At 31.0% G+C, this 15,402-nt stretch carries 16 protein-coding genes; 8 read left to right on the forward strand and 8 right to left on the reverse strand.

What is annotated here, in order from left to right; all coding sequences use genetic code 11:
- From MED152_RS09105 to MED152_RS09120, 4 genes are all read right to left on the reverse strand, one after another.
- Entirely contained in the window at positions 1-2,151 is a 2,151-nt protein-coding gene (locus tag MED152_RS09105) for a xanthine dehydrogenase family protein molybdopterin-binding subunit (protein ID WP_015481576.1), read from the reverse strand.
- 19 nt (positions 2,152-2,170) lie between these two features.
- Positions 2,171-2,629, reverse strand: coding sequence for a (2Fe-2S)-binding protein (locus MED152_RS09110; RefSeq protein ID WP_015481577.1), 459 nt, complete (start codon positions 2,627-2,629; stop codon positions 2,171-2,173).
- An 88-nt stretch (positions 2,630-2,717) separates the two neighbouring features.
- Entirely contained in the window at positions 2,718-3,872 is a 1,155-nt protein-coding gene (locus tag MED152_RS09115; RefSeq protein ID WP_015481578.1) for a glycosyl hydrolase 53 family protein, read from the reverse strand.
- A gap of 91 nt (positions 3,873-3,963) precedes the next feature.
- Complete coding sequence (locus MED152_RS09120) at positions 3,964-4,299, reverse strand: single-stranded DNA-binding protein (protein ID WP_015481579.1); 336 nt, start codon at positions 4,297-4,299, stop codon at positions 3,964-3,966.
- 158 nt (positions 4,300-4,457) lie between these two features.
- Between MED152_RS09120 and MED152_RS09125 the strand changes: the two genes are divergently transcribed.
- A complete protein-coding gene (locus MED152_RS09125; protein ID WP_015481580.1) occupies positions 4,458-4,811 on the forward strand; it encodes a hypothetical protein in 354 nt (117 codons plus the stop codon).
- A 3-nt stretch (positions 4,812-4,814) separates the two neighbouring features.
- Here MED152_RS09125 and MED152_RS09130 read toward each other — a convergent pair whose 3' ends face one another.
- Positions 4,815-5,282: a CBS domain-containing protein gene (locus MED152_RS09130; protein ID WP_015481581.1), complete on the reverse strand. Its 468-nt coding sequence runs from the start codon at positions 5,280-5,282 to the stop codon at positions 4,815-4,817.
- A 106-nt stretch (positions 5,283-5,388) separates the two neighbouring features.
- Between MED152_RS09130 and MED152_RS09135 the strand changes: the two genes are divergently transcribed.
- Entirely contained in the window at positions 5,389-7,686 is a 2,298-nt protein-coding gene (locus MED152_RS09135) for a M20/M25/M40 family metallo-hydrolase (RefSeq protein ID WP_015481582.1), read from the forward strand.
- Between the two features lie 40 nt (positions 7,687-7,726).
- Here the strand turns inward: MED152_RS09135 and pgk are convergent, their stop codons facing one another.
- Positions 7,727-8,914, reverse strand: a complete 1,188-nt coding sequence (gene pgk, locus MED152_RS09140) for a phosphoglycerate kinase (protein ID WP_015481583.1) — start codon at positions 8,912-8,914, stop codon at positions 7,727-7,729.
- 103 nt (positions 8,915-9,017) lie between these two features.
- Positions 9,018-9,797, reverse strand: a complete 780-nt coding sequence (locus MED152_RS09145) for a hypothetical protein (protein ID WP_015481584.1) — start codon at positions 9,795-9,797, stop codon at positions 9,018-9,020.
- Positions 9,798-9,874: 77 nt separating this feature from the next.
- Here MED152_RS09145 and MED152_RS09150 point away from each other — a divergent pair, with 77 nt between their 5' ends.
- Positions 9,875-11,017 carry a DNA polymerase III subunit delta' gene (locus tag MED152_RS09150; RefSeq protein ID WP_015481585.1) on the forward strand — a complete coding sequence of 381 codons (1,143 nt, stop codon included), beginning with the start codon at positions 9,875-9,877 and terminating at the stop codon, positions 11,015-11,017.
- A gap of 186 nt (positions 11,018-11,203) precedes the next feature.
- Here MED152_RS09150 and MED152_RS09155 read toward each other — a convergent pair whose 3' ends face one another.
- Complete coding sequence (locus tag MED152_RS09155; RefSeq protein WP_015481587.1) at positions 11,204-11,791, reverse strand: riboflavin synthase; 588 nt, start codon at positions 11,789-11,791, stop codon at positions 11,204-11,206.
- Between the two features lie 58 nt (positions 11,792-11,849).
- Here MED152_RS09155 and pdxA point away from each other — a divergent pair, with 58 nt between their 5' ends.
- From pdxA to accB, 5 genes are all read left to right on the forward strand, one after another.
- The gene (pdxA, locus tag MED152_RS09160; protein ID WP_015481588.1) at positions 11,850-12,884 is read left to right on the forward strand and encodes a 4-hydroxythreonine-4-phosphate dehydrogenase PdxA; all 1,035 of its coding nucleotides are present in this window, start codon (positions 11,850-11,852) and stop codon (positions 12,882-12,884) included.
- 83 nt (positions 12,885-12,967) lie between these two features.
- Positions 12,968-13,504, forward strand: coding sequence for a DUF177 domain-containing protein (locus MED152_RS09165; protein WP_015481589.1), 537 nt, complete (start codon positions 12,968-12,970; stop codon positions 13,502-13,504).
- 1 nt (position 13,505) lies between these two features.
- On the forward strand, positions 13,506-13,700 hold the full coding sequence (gene rpmF / locus MED152_RS09170) for a 50S ribosomal protein L32 (protein WP_015481590.1): 195 nt from the start codon (positions 13,506-13,508) through the stop codon (positions 13,698-13,700).
- A 155-nt stretch (positions 13,701-13,855) separates the two neighbouring features.
- Positions 13,856-14,851 (forward strand): beta-ketoacyl-ACP synthase III, encoded by a 996-nt coding sequence (locus MED152_RS09175; RefSeq protein ID WP_015481591.1) that lies wholly within the window; start codon positions 13,856-13,858, stop codon positions 14,849-14,851.
- 25 nt (positions 14,852-14,876) lie between these two features.
- Positions 14,877-15,359 (forward strand): acetyl-CoA carboxylase biotin carboxyl carrier protein, encoded by a 483-nt coding sequence (accB, locus tag MED152_RS09180; RefSeq protein WP_015481592.1) that lies wholly within the window; start codon positions 14,877-14,879, stop codon positions 15,357-15,359.
- Positions 15,360-15,402 lie beyond the last annotated feature (43 nt).

The raw sequence follows: 15,402 nt of genomic DNA on the forward strand, positions 1-15,402 counted from the left end.
TTATCCTAAAACAGTGCTCTTTTTTAATTCTTTTACAAAAGGCTGGCTATACAATCTTTGACCTAATGCTGCATGAATAGCATTGGAAATTGCTCCAGCTGCAGGTGGTAAACCAGGTTCTCCTAAACCAGTTGGTTTTTGGTCATTTTCTACAAAATAAACATCTACTTTAGGTGTTTCTTGTATTCTAATAAGTCTGTAAGTATCAAAGTTTTTATGCTCGGGTTTACCGTCTTTAAAAGAGAAATCAGAATACATGGCATGACCAATTCCGTCTAAAACTCCACCTTCAACTTGATTTTTAGCTCCTGTAGGATTTACCAATATTCCACAGTCTACAGCAACTGTAACCTTTTCAATAATAGGATAACCATCTTTTAAAGTGATGTCTGCAATTTCTGCAACATGAGTATTATGGCTGTAATAAGCTGCAAAACCTTGGTAAACTCCCTCTTTAGTTTTACCCCAATTTGCTTTTTCTCTTACCAATTTTATAGTGTCTTCCATTCTTTGACCTGAATATTCTATATTTTCATCGGTAGTATTTTTTACATTCTGTAACAAGTCTAAGCGTAATTGAATTGTGTCTACCCCAAGTTCATTAGCCAATTCATCAAAAAACGATTGTTCTGCAAATGCTAAAAAATTAGTGTAAGGTGCTCTCCAAGCACCTGTGGTAATATTGCTTTTGTAACTTTCTGTATCTACTTTATAGTTTGGTATACATCCTGCAGGAAAAAAGTTAGGAATTAAACCATACATATTACCATTTATAGCTGCTTCTTTTAAATGATAACCTGATACTTTACCATCTTTTAAAGAGGCTTTTATTCTGTATTTAATTGCTGGTCTGTATGTACCTGCAGTCATATCATCTTCTCTAGAGAAAACAACTTTTATAGGTTGTTTTGCGATGTTGGAAATTTCTGCTGCTTCTAAAGCAAAATCTCCATACAAACGTCTTCCAAAACCACCACCCATTCTTGTCATTTCACAATGAATAGTTTCTACTTTTCTATCTAATAATTGAGCAACTCTATTTACTGTCCATTGTGGAGTTTGAATTGGCCCTACCAAATGTACTTTGTCTGCTGTTACATTTGCATAAAAGTTCATTGGCTCTAAACAATTATGAGGTAAAAAAGGTGAATGATATGTTCTCTCAATAACCTTATCTGCATTTTTGAAAGCCTTATTAATATTACCATCTTCTCTTCTAGTATTAAATTTTTTACCATCTAAAATTTTGGTCAGAATCTCATCGTGATTTTTTGTGCTTTCTGGTTTTTCAGATTTCCAATTCGCAGATAATGCTTTTTTACCTTTCATTGCAGCCCAGGTAGAATTGGCTAAAACAGCCACTTTATTACCAAATTTTATAACATCAACTACACCATTCACGGCTTTAGCTTTTGAATCGTCAAAATCTACTAATTGTTGTCCAAAAGCAGGTGGTCTTAAAACAGAAGCAATCATCATATTGTCTGCTTTATAATCTAAACCAAATAATGGTTTACCTGTAATAATTTTATCTATATCTACGTTTACAGCATCTTTACCTATAATAGTAAAATCTTTTTGGTCTTTAAGTTTTACATCTTCAGGTACTTCTAATAAAGCAGCTTCTTTTACTACATCTCCATAATTAAATTCATCGCCATTTGCGTTGGAAATAATTCCTTTTGAGGTTGATAATGTATTGACATCTACATTCCATTTTGTTGCTGCAGCATTTAGTAACATTTGTCTAGCAGTTGCTCCTGTTTGTCTAAGAGCATCCCAACCTTGACGAATTGACTGACTTCCTCCTGCAACTTGTCTTGTAAAATTTTTGGTATCTAAAGCACCTTGTGCTACAGTAACTTTGCTCCAATCTGCATCTAATTCTTCTGCAATTATCATTGGCATTGCAGTTTTTACACCTTGACCAATTTCTGGGTTAGGAGAAAAAATGGTTACATAGCCTTCATCAGAAATTCTTATAAAGGCATTAAAATCATTAAAATTAAGGCTAGCAACATCAACAGGCATTGTAGCTTCTGGCTTACAGGCTGTTAAAAAATTGAATCCTATAAGTAAACCACCACTAGCCAAAGCAGAGGTTTTTAAAAAATTTCTTCGACTAAAATTATTTTTGTTTTGTAGTTTCATGTTGTTCTAATTTTAGTGATTACATTTTACTTGCAGCTACCTTTACTGCTTTTTCAATTCTATTATAAGATGCACATCTACAGATATTACCATGCATTGCTTCTCTTATTTCTTCTTCTGATGGATTACTGTTTTCGTTTAAAAAGGCAGATGCTGTCATAATTTGTCCTGCTTGACAGTAACCACATTGTGGTACATCAATTTCTTTCCAAGCTTCTTGCACAGGGTGTTTACCATCTTCAGACAAGCCTTCTATAGTAGTAATTTTTACATCATCTAAAAGCGAAACTTGCATTTGACAACTTCTTACGGCTGTTCCATCTAAATGAACAGTACAAGCACCACATTGTGCAATTCCGCAACCAAATTTTGTACCCACTAAATTAAGTTCGTCTCTTAAAATCCATAAAAGAGGAGTGTCTTCATCTGCAGTAACAGATCTATTTTTTCCATTAATATTTAATGTATAGTTTGGCATAGGAAGTATTTTTAGAATTTGATTTGTAAGTTACAAAAAATTCTAATTGAAAATAATGAGCAGAATAATTTAACAATTCTATAATTTATTACTCTGATTTATAGAAATCAAAACCTAAGGTTGGTTTGGCATTGTTATCAAAAAGAGTGGCATTATCCCAATGAGAACCTTGGCCCCATCTTGTAGCACAGTTATTAGAAAGCCAAGCAGGCTCCCAATAAACAAGGCCTGAGCCACCTGCAGTTTTTATGGCTTGTTTTAAATCTAAAAGATATTTTAACTGACCAGCTTGAGTAGCTTCATAACCCGTAATTAGGGCATCTGTACCTAAGATATTATTTGCACTATCTGCATTTAGAAGGCTAAATGGATAAGCGGTTTCTACAATCATTAATTTTTTACTGTAAGTATCTATTAAGTTTTTTAAAACTGGAGCTACATTTTGAATGGTATACTGAGACCAATTTGGGTAATAAGAAAGCCCAATCCAATCAAAATCTTTAACACCATTTTCTTTAGCTTCTTTAAACCACCAAAGACCATTTTCTGGTTGAGCGATGTGAAGCATTACTTCTATGTTTTTATTCTTCTCTTTAGATAAATCTCTAACTGCTTTAATGCCTTTATTTAGTAAAAATGAATTCCTAGGCCAATCCATAGGATTTGCATTGTTGTCTTTTTGTAAAATCATTAAATTGATTTCATTACCAACTTGTACCATTTCTGGTAGCAAATTTTTATCAGATAGTTTTTCTAAAACATTATAGGTATAATTGTAAATAGAATCTCCTAACACTGGTAAATTATCTATTACTGGTAACCAAGCTTTAGGTATTTTTTGTTTTTCTGGATCTACCCAATCATCAGAATAATGAAAATCTAAGAGTACTTTGGTATTTGTGTTTTTTGCTCTTTGAATGGTTTTTTCTACGTCTTCATAGTTAGAATAATTGGTCCAAGTTGGATTGTGCCATAAACGAACCCGAACTAAATTGCATCCACCCTCTGCAAAAATTTTAAAAACATCTTCAGTTTTACCTTCCTTGTTTTTGTAGGATACACCACAATTTTCCATCTCATTTACATAAGACAAATCTGCTCCTAGATAAAACTCCTCTGGATTTACATCAACTATAGAACTGCTTGAGTCAGTTTCTTCTTTTTCTGATGAGCATGAGAAAAGTGCAAATATTGATAGGATGAAAAATGAAAATTTCAGTTTTTTTAGCACAACCACTAGCATTAATTTCTTTTATAATTTCTAAGTGAAGTTAGTAAAAGTTTACAGCTCTAAAAAATTAAAGCCTGAGTTTTAAAACTCAGGCTTTCTAAAACTATTTGTTTCCAAGCATTAGCAACTCATTACAGACTATTTCTGTAATGTATCTTTTTTCTCCTTCTTTGGTTTCATAATTTCTGCTAGTAAGTTTACCTTCAATAGCAACTTCGCTGCCTTTTTGCAGGTATCTTTCTATAATATCTGCTGTTTTATTCCAAGCCACAATATTGTGCCATTGCGTGTCTGTAACTTTATCGCCATTATTATTTTTATAACTCTCGTTTGTAGCAATAGAGAATTTTGCTAATTTTTTACCACTATCTAAAGTGATGATTTCTGGGTTGTTTCCTAAATTTCCAATTAGTTGTACTTTGTTTCTTAACGTACTCATAAGATAAGTTTTTAAATTAATTTATTTGTTTTGCCATTATTGTTAGACACTGCAAAGATGCAATTCAAGGAAAGTTATAATCGGTTATAAAGCGCTTACTTTCGGTTGTAAATATTTGTAGTCGTTTGTAAACGAATAAATAGTTGTACTTTTACAGCATGGAAAATAGAACTTGTTTAGAGTGTGGAGAACCTGTTAAAGGCAGAGTAGATAAGAAATTTTGCTCTGATTATTGTAGAAATTCTTACAATAATAAAGTAAATAAAGATAGTAAAAACCTTATTAGAAATATTAATAATAGACTTAGAAAAAATTATAAAATTTTATCTGATTTAAACGTTTCAGGCAAAACCAAAGTAACTCGAACCAAGTTATATGACAAGGGTTTCGATTTTCAATTTTTTACATCAATCTATAAAACAAAAACAGGTAACACCTATTTTTATGTGTATGATGAAGGTTATTTAGCGCTAGAAAACGAAGTATTTTTATTAATTAAAAGAGAAGCGTAAAACTTATTTCCAAGTATTGCCTTTTACTTTTATAGCCGCTTTTAAAACATCTTTTTGACTTAATTGCCCTATTAACTTTCCATTATCACATACAGGAAATCTTCTTCTGTGAGAACTTATAAATTTAAAAGCCGCATCAAAAATATTCATGTCTTTATCTATGGTATCTACATCTGTAACCATGTATTTACCAACTGTGTTATTAGTATCAGAAGGCATGTTGTAGTATTTGCTTTCAGAAATATGTTTGATACAATCCGTTTCAGAAATAATGCCTATTAGTTGATTGTTATCGTTTACAACTGGACCTCCAGAAATTTTGTTCTTTATTAATAATGCAATAACATGGTCTAAAGAATCTTCTGCTTTAAACGTTATTAATTTTGTAGTCATGTAATCTGAAACTAAAATTTGTTCTTCACTCTTTGAGTGAGACTCGTCTCTTTTACCTTGAAAGCTCTTAATTCCCATTTTAGTTAGTTTTTAGTTTCTTCTAAAATTACAGATTTTTCTGTTTTATCCAACATTTAACAAAAGTTTTTTTTATTTCATACATTTATAAAAACTTAACAATCAAATGAAAAAGACTTCATCCCTAATATCTTTCTTACTAATTCTTGGTATAGTTTATTGGAGTTTTTACGATTTAAAACCTACTTCATCTACAGAAAAAGCCTTGGAGAAAAAAGGTTTTTACATGAGTAAAGCTTTAAATCATTTACAGAAAATTAGCAAAAAAACACATTTTGTAGGCTCTAAAAATCATAAGGAAGTACAGAATTATATTGTTGATGAATTAACAAAGTTAGGTTTAGAAGTCAGCATTCAAACCCAGACTGCAATAAACAAAAAATGGGTTGCAGGCACAACTACAGAGAATATTTTAGCGCGAATTAAAGGTTCTGAAAAAGGCAAGGCTTTGCTACTTTTAACTCATTACGATTCTAACCCACATTCAGCTTTAGGAGCAAGTGATGCAGGTTCTGGAGTTGTTACAATTTTAGAAGGAGTTAGAGCTTTTTTGGCCAATGGAGAAACGCCCAAAAATGATATTATAATTTTAATTTCTGATGCTGAAGAAATAGGTTTGTTAGGTGCACAAGCTTTTGTAGATGCACATGACTGGGCAAAAGACGTAGGCTTAGTATTAAACTTTGAGGCTAGAGGTAGTGGAGGTCCAAGCTACATGTTGATGGAAACAAATGGAAAAAACAGTAAGCTTTTAAATGCTTTTTTAGAAGCAGAACCTAACTTTCCTTCTGCAAATTCTTTAATGTATAGTATTTATAAAAAATTACCTAATGATACAGATTTAACCGTTTTTAGAGAAGATGGCAATATTAATGGTTTCAATTTTGCTTTTATAGATGATCATTTTGATTATCATACAGCACAAGATTCTTACGAACGTTTAGATAGAGAAACGTTAATGCATCAAGCAGATTATTTAATGACGTTGTTAAATTATTTTGCTTTTTCAGACATCGAAAATTTAGACTCTGATGAAGATTCAGTATATGTAAATTTTCCATTTATAAAAATGCTAACCTTTCCTTTTGCTTGGGTAAATGCTTTGCTAGTTGGTGCTATTTTAGTATTTCTAGTTTTACTGTTTTTTGGCTTCTCTTTAAACAGGATAAAAGGGAAAGAAGTGTTGCTGGGCTTTGTTCCGTTTTTGGGTTCTTTACTTTTATGTGGTTTACTTTCTTATTTTGGTTGGGAGTTGTTGAAAATAATTCATCCACAGTATAAGGATATTTTGCATGGTTTTACCTATAATGGTCATGCCTACATTGCAGCATTTACTTGCCTAAACTTATTTATTACATTTAAAATTTATAGTTATTTTTCAAAACTTGAAAAGCCAACAAGTTTAATCATTGCACCTATTTTTTTATGGTTGATTATTTGTACAATTATCACCTTTACTTTAAAAGGAGCAGGGTTTTTTATTATTCCTGTTTTTATAGGTTTAGTGATATTGGCTTTGGCAATATTTACAAATTTAAATTCTAGTTTTAGGTCCCTTCTATTTACCATTTTATCTATACCAACAATTTATATTTTTGCGCCTTTTGTAAAAATGTTCCCTGTTGGTTTAGGGTTAAAAATGTTATTAATTAGTGCCGTTTTTGTTGTACTAATTTTTGGTTTACTTGTGTTGTCATTCAACCATAAAAGAACAGGAATTATCATAAAATTAAGTGGTTTATTCTGTGTGCTATTTTTTGCGTATGCTACTTATAATAGCGGCTTTTCAGTAGACAATAAAAAGCCAAATAGTATTGTGTACATTCAAAATTCTAACGATTCTACAGCATATTTTGGTACTTATAATAAAACTTTAGATGCCTACACTTCTCAAATTTTTAATGAAAATTCTGTTAAAGGTAGTATTGAAAGTGCAGAAACAAAAAGTAAATATAATTCACGTTTTACATATCATAAAAAAACCAAGTTTAAAAATATAGCTTCTGCAAATATTACGATTACTACAGATACAATAATGGGTAAAAAGCGTTTTTTAGAAGTAATCGTTTCACCTGAAAGAAAAGTAAATAAATTAGAATTTATCACTAAAGATAAAGTAACCTTACAGCAGTTTAAAGTAAATGACGCTTTGGTTTTAAAAGGCAAAAATTACACTATTAATTACGGTACATTTTTAATTTATCATATGGCAAATTCTGATGAAGATGTTACTTTAACTTTTACTATAGATAAAAACGAAAAGCTAGATTTTATTCTGAATGAAATTTCTTACGATTTATTAACGAATGATAATTTTAAGATTATACCTAGAACAGATGAAATGATGCCTATGCCATTTGTTACAAATGATGCAATTATTATAACAAAAAAGCTGAAAATATAATTCTATATTTTCAGCTTTTTCAATAATTTATATTTAAATACTATTTTAAAATAGCTTCTATACCTGGTAAAGATTTACCTTCTAACATTTCTAACATTGCTCCACCACCTGTAGAAACATAGCTTACTTTATCTGCAAAGCCAAATTGTTTTACTGCAGCAACAGAATCACCTCCACCAACTAAAGAAAATGCGCCGTTTTTTGTTGCATTATCAATTGAGTTTCCAAGAGCAATGGTTCCTTTTGCAAAAGATTCCATTTCAAAAACACCTAAAGGCCCATTCCATAAAATGGTTTTACACTTGTTTACAACTGCATCAAAATTTTCTAAAGATTTAGGTCCAGCATCTAAACCTTGCCAACCATCAGGAATTACAGTTACATCTATAACTTGTGTATTTGCATCGTTGTTAAAAGCATCTGCAGCAATTACATCTACAGGTATATGTACTTCAACACCTTTTTCTTTAGCTTGTTTTAAAATATCTAAAGCCAACTCCATTTTATCATCTTCACAAATAGAATCTCCAACAGAACCACCTTGCGCTTTTATAAAAGTAAAAGTCATTCCACCACCAATAATTAAATGATCTACTTTGTCTAGAATATTTTTAATTACAGTAATTTTAGAAGATACTTTTGCACCACCTAAAATGGCTAAAACCGGTTTTTCTGAATTGTTTAAAACCTTATCTATACTTTCAATTTCTCTAGCTAATAAGTTTCCAAAACACTTATTTTCTTCAAAAAACTGTGCAATTATTGTAGTAGATGCATGCGCTCTATGAGCTGTACCAAAGGCATCATTTACATAAATGTCTCCAAATTTAGATAACTTTTCTGCAAAGGCTACATCACCATTTTTTTCTTCTTCATAAAAACGTAAATTTTCTAAAAGTAAAATCTCACCAGCATCTAAATTAGCAACAGCTTCTTCCACTTTAGGTCCTATACAGTCATCTACAAATTTTACATTACACCCAATAACATCTACAACAGATTTTACTACATGCTTTAATGAAAATTCTTCTTGTTTACCTTTTGGACGCCCTAAATGCGACATTAAAACACAACTACCTCCATCTTCTAACACCTTAATAATTGTAGATTTTGCAGCCTGAATTCTAGTATTGTCAGTTACTTCAAAATTATCATTTAAAGGCACATTAAAGTCTACTCTAATAATGGCTCTTTTTTTATCGAAATTAAAATCGTTTAAGGTTTTCATGTTTTTTATGTATCGCTTTTCAACAAAAATACTTTATTATTTAGGTTTACCGAAATTGAAATCTTAAAAATTAAGATATCGTTTTCGCGCTTAAACCATTCTTTTAAAACTTAATAAAAGGATTGCTTTTCCTGTTTTTAAATCCATGATAAGCAGCTAAAACAAACAGTATAACTGCAGCTATAAAAGCATTATTGGCCACAGTTGTGTAATTATCATAATTTGCTACACCAATAGCAATTAAGGCCCAAGTGCCTACTAAAGCAAACTCTCTCATATTTCTTTTAAATATAACAATGATGTTAATAATTGTTGCAATTGCAATCATTATTATAGTCCAAACTTCTGCAGATAATCCAAAGCCATTCCAGTTTATTTTTACCAAATAAGAAGAAACATTGGCAATACTTGCAACTGTTACCCAGCCACTATAGATTACAAATGGCCACCATAAAAATACAATGGTAGATTTTGTGGCATCAAAAAGCTCCATATTATTATTTACTACTATTTTTAAAAGTGATATCAGCAAAACAAAAATGCAAATGCATGATAGACCTGTGTAACCGTAAATCCAACAGAAAACCCAGGCACTATTTGCAATGCAAGAAATGATAAACCAAAAACCTATTTTTAGTATAAAATCATCGTTTTTAACTTTTACGAACAAACTTCTGCCTTGATAAATAGCAAACCCAAGCAGTAATAAATAAATGATACCCCAAATTGAAAATGCATAGCCTGCAGGCGTAAATAAAGATTTTATATTATCTGAAACTCCACCAATTGTTTTGCCATCCATAGCACCTGTATTTGATAAGTAGTTGATAAAAATCACAGATACAAAGGCAATACCATTTAAAATTTGTAATAATTTCTTCATTATTTATGTTTGATAAGTTCAGTGATTAAAATTACAAAATCTAAATTTAAAATTTTCTAAAGTTCTATATTTGCTATATGCTTTTCAACCAAATTATAGGTCAAGAACATATTAAAAATCACCTTAAAAAGTCTGCAGAAAATGGCAGAATACCTCATGCTCAATTATTTGTTGGTAAAGAAGGTTCAGGTACTTTGCCAATGGCAATTGCTTATGCTCAGTATTTGTTGTGTAATTTTTCTAGTGATGCAGATGCTTGTAATTTAAAGTGTAATAAACTACAACATCCAGATTTACATTTTGCTTTTCCTGTAACTACTAACGATGTTGTAAAAAAGCATCCAGTTAGTAATCTGTTTTTAGAAGATTGGAGAGATTTTGTCGAAAATCAACCTTATGGAAGTTTATTCAATTGGTTGCAACACATAGGTGTAGAAAATAAGCAAGGCCTAATTAATGTTGATGAGGCAGAAGATGTTGTAAAGAAATTAAAACTTAAAAGTTTTGAAGGTGGTTTTAAAGTGATGATAATTTGGATGGCAGAAAAAATGAATATTGCAGCTGCTAATAAATTATTAAAGTTGATAGAGGAGCCACCAGAAAAAACGGTGTTTATTTTAATTACAGAAAACGAAGAGCAAATTATAAACACGATTAAATCGCGTTGTCAAGCATTACATTTTCCTGTTTTGGCAGAACAAGACATAATAAATGCCTTAATTGTAAATCATCAGGTAGAAGACAAAAAAGCTGCAAATATTGCGCATCAAGCAGAAGGTAACTTTAATAAAGCTTTACATTTATTACATAATGATTCTTCTGATTTAGTTTTTGAAGAGTGGTTTATTGCTTGGATAAGAACTGCCTTTAAAGCCAAAGGAAACGCAACAGTTGTTCAGCAATTAATTGCATGGTCTGATACAATTGCAAAAACAGGTAGAGAAACCCAAAAACGATTTTTAGAATATTGCTTACAGTTTTTTAGACAAGCTTTATTAATGAACTATAAGTCTGATCAGTTGGTTTTTATGGAAACAAAAACCAATTTTCAGTTGTCTAAATTTGCACCTTTTGTGCATTCAGGAAACATCTTAGAAATTGAGAAAGAAATTAGCGAAGCTATTTATCATATAGAAAGAAATGGTAATGCAAAAATTATTTTGTTAGATCTTTCTATGAAATTAACACGATTCTTACATAAGAAAGAAGAGAAGGTTTAAAAATTATCTTTTCCAAGTGCCTCCATAAACGTAATAAGGATTGTCTTTTTTTACTTCTAACAAACATTTTTCACAGGTAAAAACCCATTTTTTAGGTTGTTTGTATTGTATTCTATACATGGTAGAAAAATCTTTTTTACAGATTTCGCAATATTTAATTCTAGATATAGCCACTAGAAATATAGGTTAAGACAAGTTTGTTAAACGAGCTACATATTTACCAATTACATCAAATTCTAAGTTTACAGTATCACCAATTTGCAAAGTTTTAAAGGTTGTGTTTTCCCAAGTATAAGGAATTATGGCTACAGAAAAGCCAGAATTGGTTGAGTTAACTACAGTTAAACTAACACCATTTATCGTTATAGAACCTTTTTCAATGGTAACATTATTTTTATTAGAGTTGTATTCAAAAGTATACACTGTACTTCCATTTTCATCTTTAATGTTTTTACAAATACCAGTTTCATCTACATGACCTTGTACTATATGTCCATCTAACCTATCACCCAATTTCATAGCGCGTTCAAGATTTACAATGTCTGTAGGTTTAAGATTGCCAATATTGGTTTTATCTAAGGTTTCTTTAATGGCAGTTACAGTATACTCGTCATTATTAATACCAACCACAGTTAAGCAAACACCATTATGAGCTACACTTTGGTCTATTTTTAATTCATTAGTTATAGAACTTTCTATGGTTAGATGAACATTTTCTTGTTCTTTAACTACATTTTTTACGGTACCAAGTGTTTCAATTATTCCTGTAAACATATCATTAAAAATTAGTTACTTTTGTAGTAACAAAAATAAGCATATTACAAGGTTTACTATGGATAAAACTGATAAAATAATTGTTGGTATTTCAATTGGAGATTTAAATGGAATTGGTGTTGAGGTAATTTTGAAGACTTTCGAAGACAAACGAATGCTAGATTTTTGTACCCCTGTACTTTTTGGAGCTACAAAGGCCATTTCTTATCATAAGAAAACATTGGGTTTAGAAACTCCTGTTCATGGAATTACATCAATAAACCAAATAAACCACAACAAGATAAATGTTTTAAATATTTGGAAAGAGGAGGTTAAACTAGAATTAGGGAATGCTACTAAAGAATCTGGTAATTATGCCTTTAAATCTTTAGAAGCTGCAGTAGATCATCTCAAAGAAAATAAGATAGATGTTCTTGTAACTGCACCAATTAATAAAGAGAATATTCAGTCAGAATTTTTTAAGACACCTGGTCATACAGAATATTTAGAAGAAAAATTAGATGGGAATAGCCTAATGATTTTAATGACGGATGAATTAAGAATTGGTTTAATTACGGGTCATATTCCTATATCTAAAGTTGCAGAAACAATTACTCCAGAATTAATTAAGAGTAAAGTATCAACCATGTATAACTCCTTACGCAAAGATTTTGGCATCAATAAACCTAAAATTGCGGTTTTATCTTTAAATCCACATTGTGGTGATAATGGAATTATAGGTGAAGAAGATGATGCTATAATAAAACCAACTGTAACAGAAATTGCAGCATCTGGTATGCTAGTATTTGGGCCCTATGCAGCAGATGGTTTCTTTGGTTCAGAAACCTACAAGCAGTTTGATGGTGTCTTGGCTACTTATCACGATCAAGGTTTAGCACCATTCAAAGCCTTGTCTTTTGGCAAGGGTGTAAACTTTACAGCAGGCTTAAATCATGTAAGAACTTCTCCAGATCATGGTACAGGTTATGACATTGCAGGTAAAAACCAAGCCAACCCATCTTCTTTTAAAGAAGCATTATTTACTGCAATTCAAGTATATAGATCTAGAGAGGAGTATAAAGAATTAACGCAAAACCCTTTAAAAGTAAGGTAATTTTAAAGTATTTTAATTTTTTAATAAAAATATGGCAGAAATACATTTTTTTGTATCTTTGCACGCTCAATTGATGTTTGACAATGAAAGACTTAAAACAATTCAACATACAGTTTGTAGGATTAAAAGAAGGAAAACATGAGTTCAATTATTCTATTGATAATAAGTTCTTTGAAGCTTTTAATTTTGATGATTTTGAAAGTGCATCTATAAAAGTTTCATTATATTTTGTAAAAAAAAGCACATTATTCGAGCTTACATTTATAGCAGAAGGTACAGTAGAAGTGCCTTGTGACGTTACAAATGAGTTGTATGATCAAGAAATTGATTCAGAATTGCCTTTAGTTGTAAAGTTTGGTCCTGAATATAATGATGATAATGAGGAGATTTTAATTTTACCTCATGAAGCATATGAGTTTAATGTTGCACAATTTATTTATGAAATGATTGTTTTAGCGGTTCCTAATAAAAGAGTACATCCAAAAGTATTAGATGGCACAATGGAATCTGAAGCGTTAAACAAATTAAAAGAACTAGAAATAAAAGAAGAAAAAACTGTAGAAACTACAGACCCAAGATGGGATAAATTAAAGAATTTAATAACAGAAAAAAAGACATAAAATGGCACATCCTAAAAGAAAAATATCTAAAACTAGAAGAGATAAGAGGAGAACACATTATAAAGCATCTGCTCAACAAATAGCTACAGATCCAACAACTGGAGAAGCACATTTATATCATAGAGCTCATTGGCATGAAGGTAAATTATATTACAGAGGCCAAGTTGTTTTAGAATCTGCATCTGCAGAGGCTTAAGAACAAGCTTATCAAAATATCAAAAAACCCTCAATTTTGAGGGTTTTTTTTCGTTATTTATCTAAAAACTGTCTATTTTGATGTTTTTTAGGTAAAACAGTGTTATAATTTTCATTACTTTTGACTATTCTAAATTTTAGAAATAAACCTTAATTATGACAAAAATAACTGCAGCAATTACAGCAGTAGGAAAATATGTTCCTGATTACATTCTAACCAATAAAGAGTTAGAAACTTATGTAGATACGAATGACGAATGGATTACGTCTAGAACAGGAATTAAAGAAAGAAGAATTCTTAAAGGTGAAGGTTTAGGTACATCATATATGGCCATAAAAGCGGCTGAAGATTTACTTCAAAAATCAAATACCAAAGCAGAAGATATAGATTTATTAATTGTAGCAACAGCAACACCAGATTTACCAGTTGCAGCTACAGCAGCATACGTTGCTACTAAAATAGGTGCAAAAAATGCATTTTCTTACGATTTGCAAGCAGCCTGTTCTAGCTTCTTATTTGGTATGTCTACAGCTTCAAGTTACGTTGAATCAGGTAGATACAAAAAAGTACTTTTAATTGGGGCAGATAAAATGTCTTCTATTATAGATTATAAAGACAGAGCTACATGCATCATATTTGGAGATGGAGCAGGTGCAGCTTTATTTGAGCCAAATGAAGAGGGTTATGGTTTACAAGATGAGTTTTTGAGAAGTGATGGAATTGGAAGAGATTTCTTAAGAATTGAAGCTGGAGGTTCAATTTTACCTCCTTCTGAAGAAACTGTAAAAAACAAACAACACTTTGTACATCAAGAAGGTAAAACTGTGTTTAAATATGCAGTTTCTAATATGGCAGATGTATCAGAAAAAATGCTTACCAGAAATAATCTTAAAGAAGAAGATATTCAATGGTTAGTACCACATCAAGCTAATAAAAGAATCATAGAGGCTACAGCCAATAGAGTAGGTGTAGGTTCAAATAAGGTTATGATGAATATCCATAAATATGGAAACACCACATCAGCAACCTTACCTTTATTATTAGCAGATTACGAAAATCAATTAAAAAAAGGAGATAACTTAATTTTTGCCGCTTTTGGTGGTGGTTTCACATGGGGAGCCATTTACTTAAAATGGGCGTATAATTCTTAATAACAAAAACTAAACAGTAAGAAGTATGGACATTAAAGAGATTCAAAATCTTATAAAATTTGTAGCAAAATCTGGCGCAAGCGAGGTAAAGTTAGAAATGGAAGATGTAAAAATTACAATTAAAACTGGTACAGGTAAAACAGAAACTACTATTGTGCAAGCAGCACCAATGGCTGCAATGCCTCAAGCAGCAGCACCTGCTCCTGCAGCAGCACCAGTAGCTGAGCCAGCAGCACCAGCAAAAGCAGCTAGCAATGATGAAGATAAATACATCGTTGTAAAATCTCCAATTATTGGAACATTTTATAGAAAGCCAGCTCCAGACAAACCAAATTTTGTAGAGGTTGGTTCAGACATTAATTCAGGAGATACAGTTTGTGTTATTGAAGCAATGAAGTTATTTAATGAAATTGAATCTGAAGTATCAGGAAAAATCGTTAAAGTTTTAGTAGATGATTCATCACCTGTAGAATTCGATCAGCCATTATTTTTAGTTGATCCTTCTTAAGTAATGAGTTTATTTTAGAGTTATAGATTATTTACTAACTCCC

The sequence above is a fragment of the Polaribacter sp. MED152 genome (assembly GCF_000152945.2).
Taxonomy (GTDB): domain Bacteria; phylum Bacteroidota; class Bacteroidia; order Flavobacteriales; family Flavobacteriaceae; genus Polaribacter.

Coding starts and splice junctions, on each gene's coding strand:
- MED152_RS09105 (WP_015481576.1), bottom strand. CDS start 2,151: ATGAAACTACAAAACAAAAATAATTTTAGTCGAAGAAATTTTTTAAAA.
- MED152_RS09110 (WP_015481577.1), bottom strand. CDS start 2,629: ATGCCAAACTATACATTAAATATTAATGGAAAAAATAGATCTGTTACT.
- MED152_RS09115 (WP_015481578.1), bottom strand. CDS start 3,872: ATGCTAGTGGTTGTGCTAAAAAAACTGAAATTTTCATTTTTCATCCTA.
- MED152_RS09120 (WP_015481579.1), bottom strand. CDS start 4,299: ATGAGTACGTTAAGAAACAAAGTACAACTAATTGGAAATTTAGGAAAC.
- MED152_RS09125 (WP_015481580.1), top strand. CDS start 4,458: ATGGAAAATAGAACTTGTTTAGAGTGTGGAGAACCTGTTAAAGGCAGA.
- MED152_RS09130 (WP_015481581.1), bottom strand. CDS start 5,282: ATGGGAATTAAGAGCTTTCAAGGTAAAAGAGACGAGTCTCACTCAAAG.
- MED152_RS09135 (WP_015481582.1), top strand. CDS start 5,389: ATGAAAAAGACTTCATCCCTAATATCTTTCTTACTAATTCTTGGTATA.
- pgk (WP_015481583.1), bottom strand. CDS start 8,914: ATGAAAACCTTAAACGATTTTAATTTCGATAAAAAAAGAGCCATTATT.
- MED152_RS09145 (WP_015481584.1), bottom strand. CDS start 9,797: ATGAAGAAATTATTACAAATTTTAAATGGTATTGCCTTTGTATCTGTG.
- MED152_RS09150 (WP_015481585.1), top strand. CDS start 9,875: ATGCTTTTCAACCAAATTATAGGTCAAGAACATATTAAAAATCACCTT.
- MED152_RS09155 (WP_015481587.1), bottom strand. CDS start 11,791: ATGTTTACAGGAATAATTGAAACACTTGGTACCGTAAAAAATGTAGTT.
- pdxA (WP_015481588.1), top strand. CDS start 11,850: ATGGATAAAACTGATAAAATAATTGTTGGTATTTCAATTGGAGATTTA.
- MED152_RS09165 (WP_015481589.1), top strand. CDS start 12,968: ATGAAAGACTTAAAACAATTCAACATACAGTTTGTAGGATTAAAAGAA.
- rpmF (WP_015481590.1), top strand. CDS start 13,506: ATGGCACATCCTAAAAGAAAAATATCTAAAACTAGAAGAGATAAGAGG.
- MED152_RS09175 (WP_015481591.1), top strand. CDS start 13,856: ATGACAAAAATAACTGCAGCAATTACAGCAGTAGGAAAATATGTTCCT.
- accB (WP_015481592.1), top strand. CDS start 14,877: ATGGACATTAAAGAGATTCAAAATCTTATAAAATTTGTAGCAAAATCT.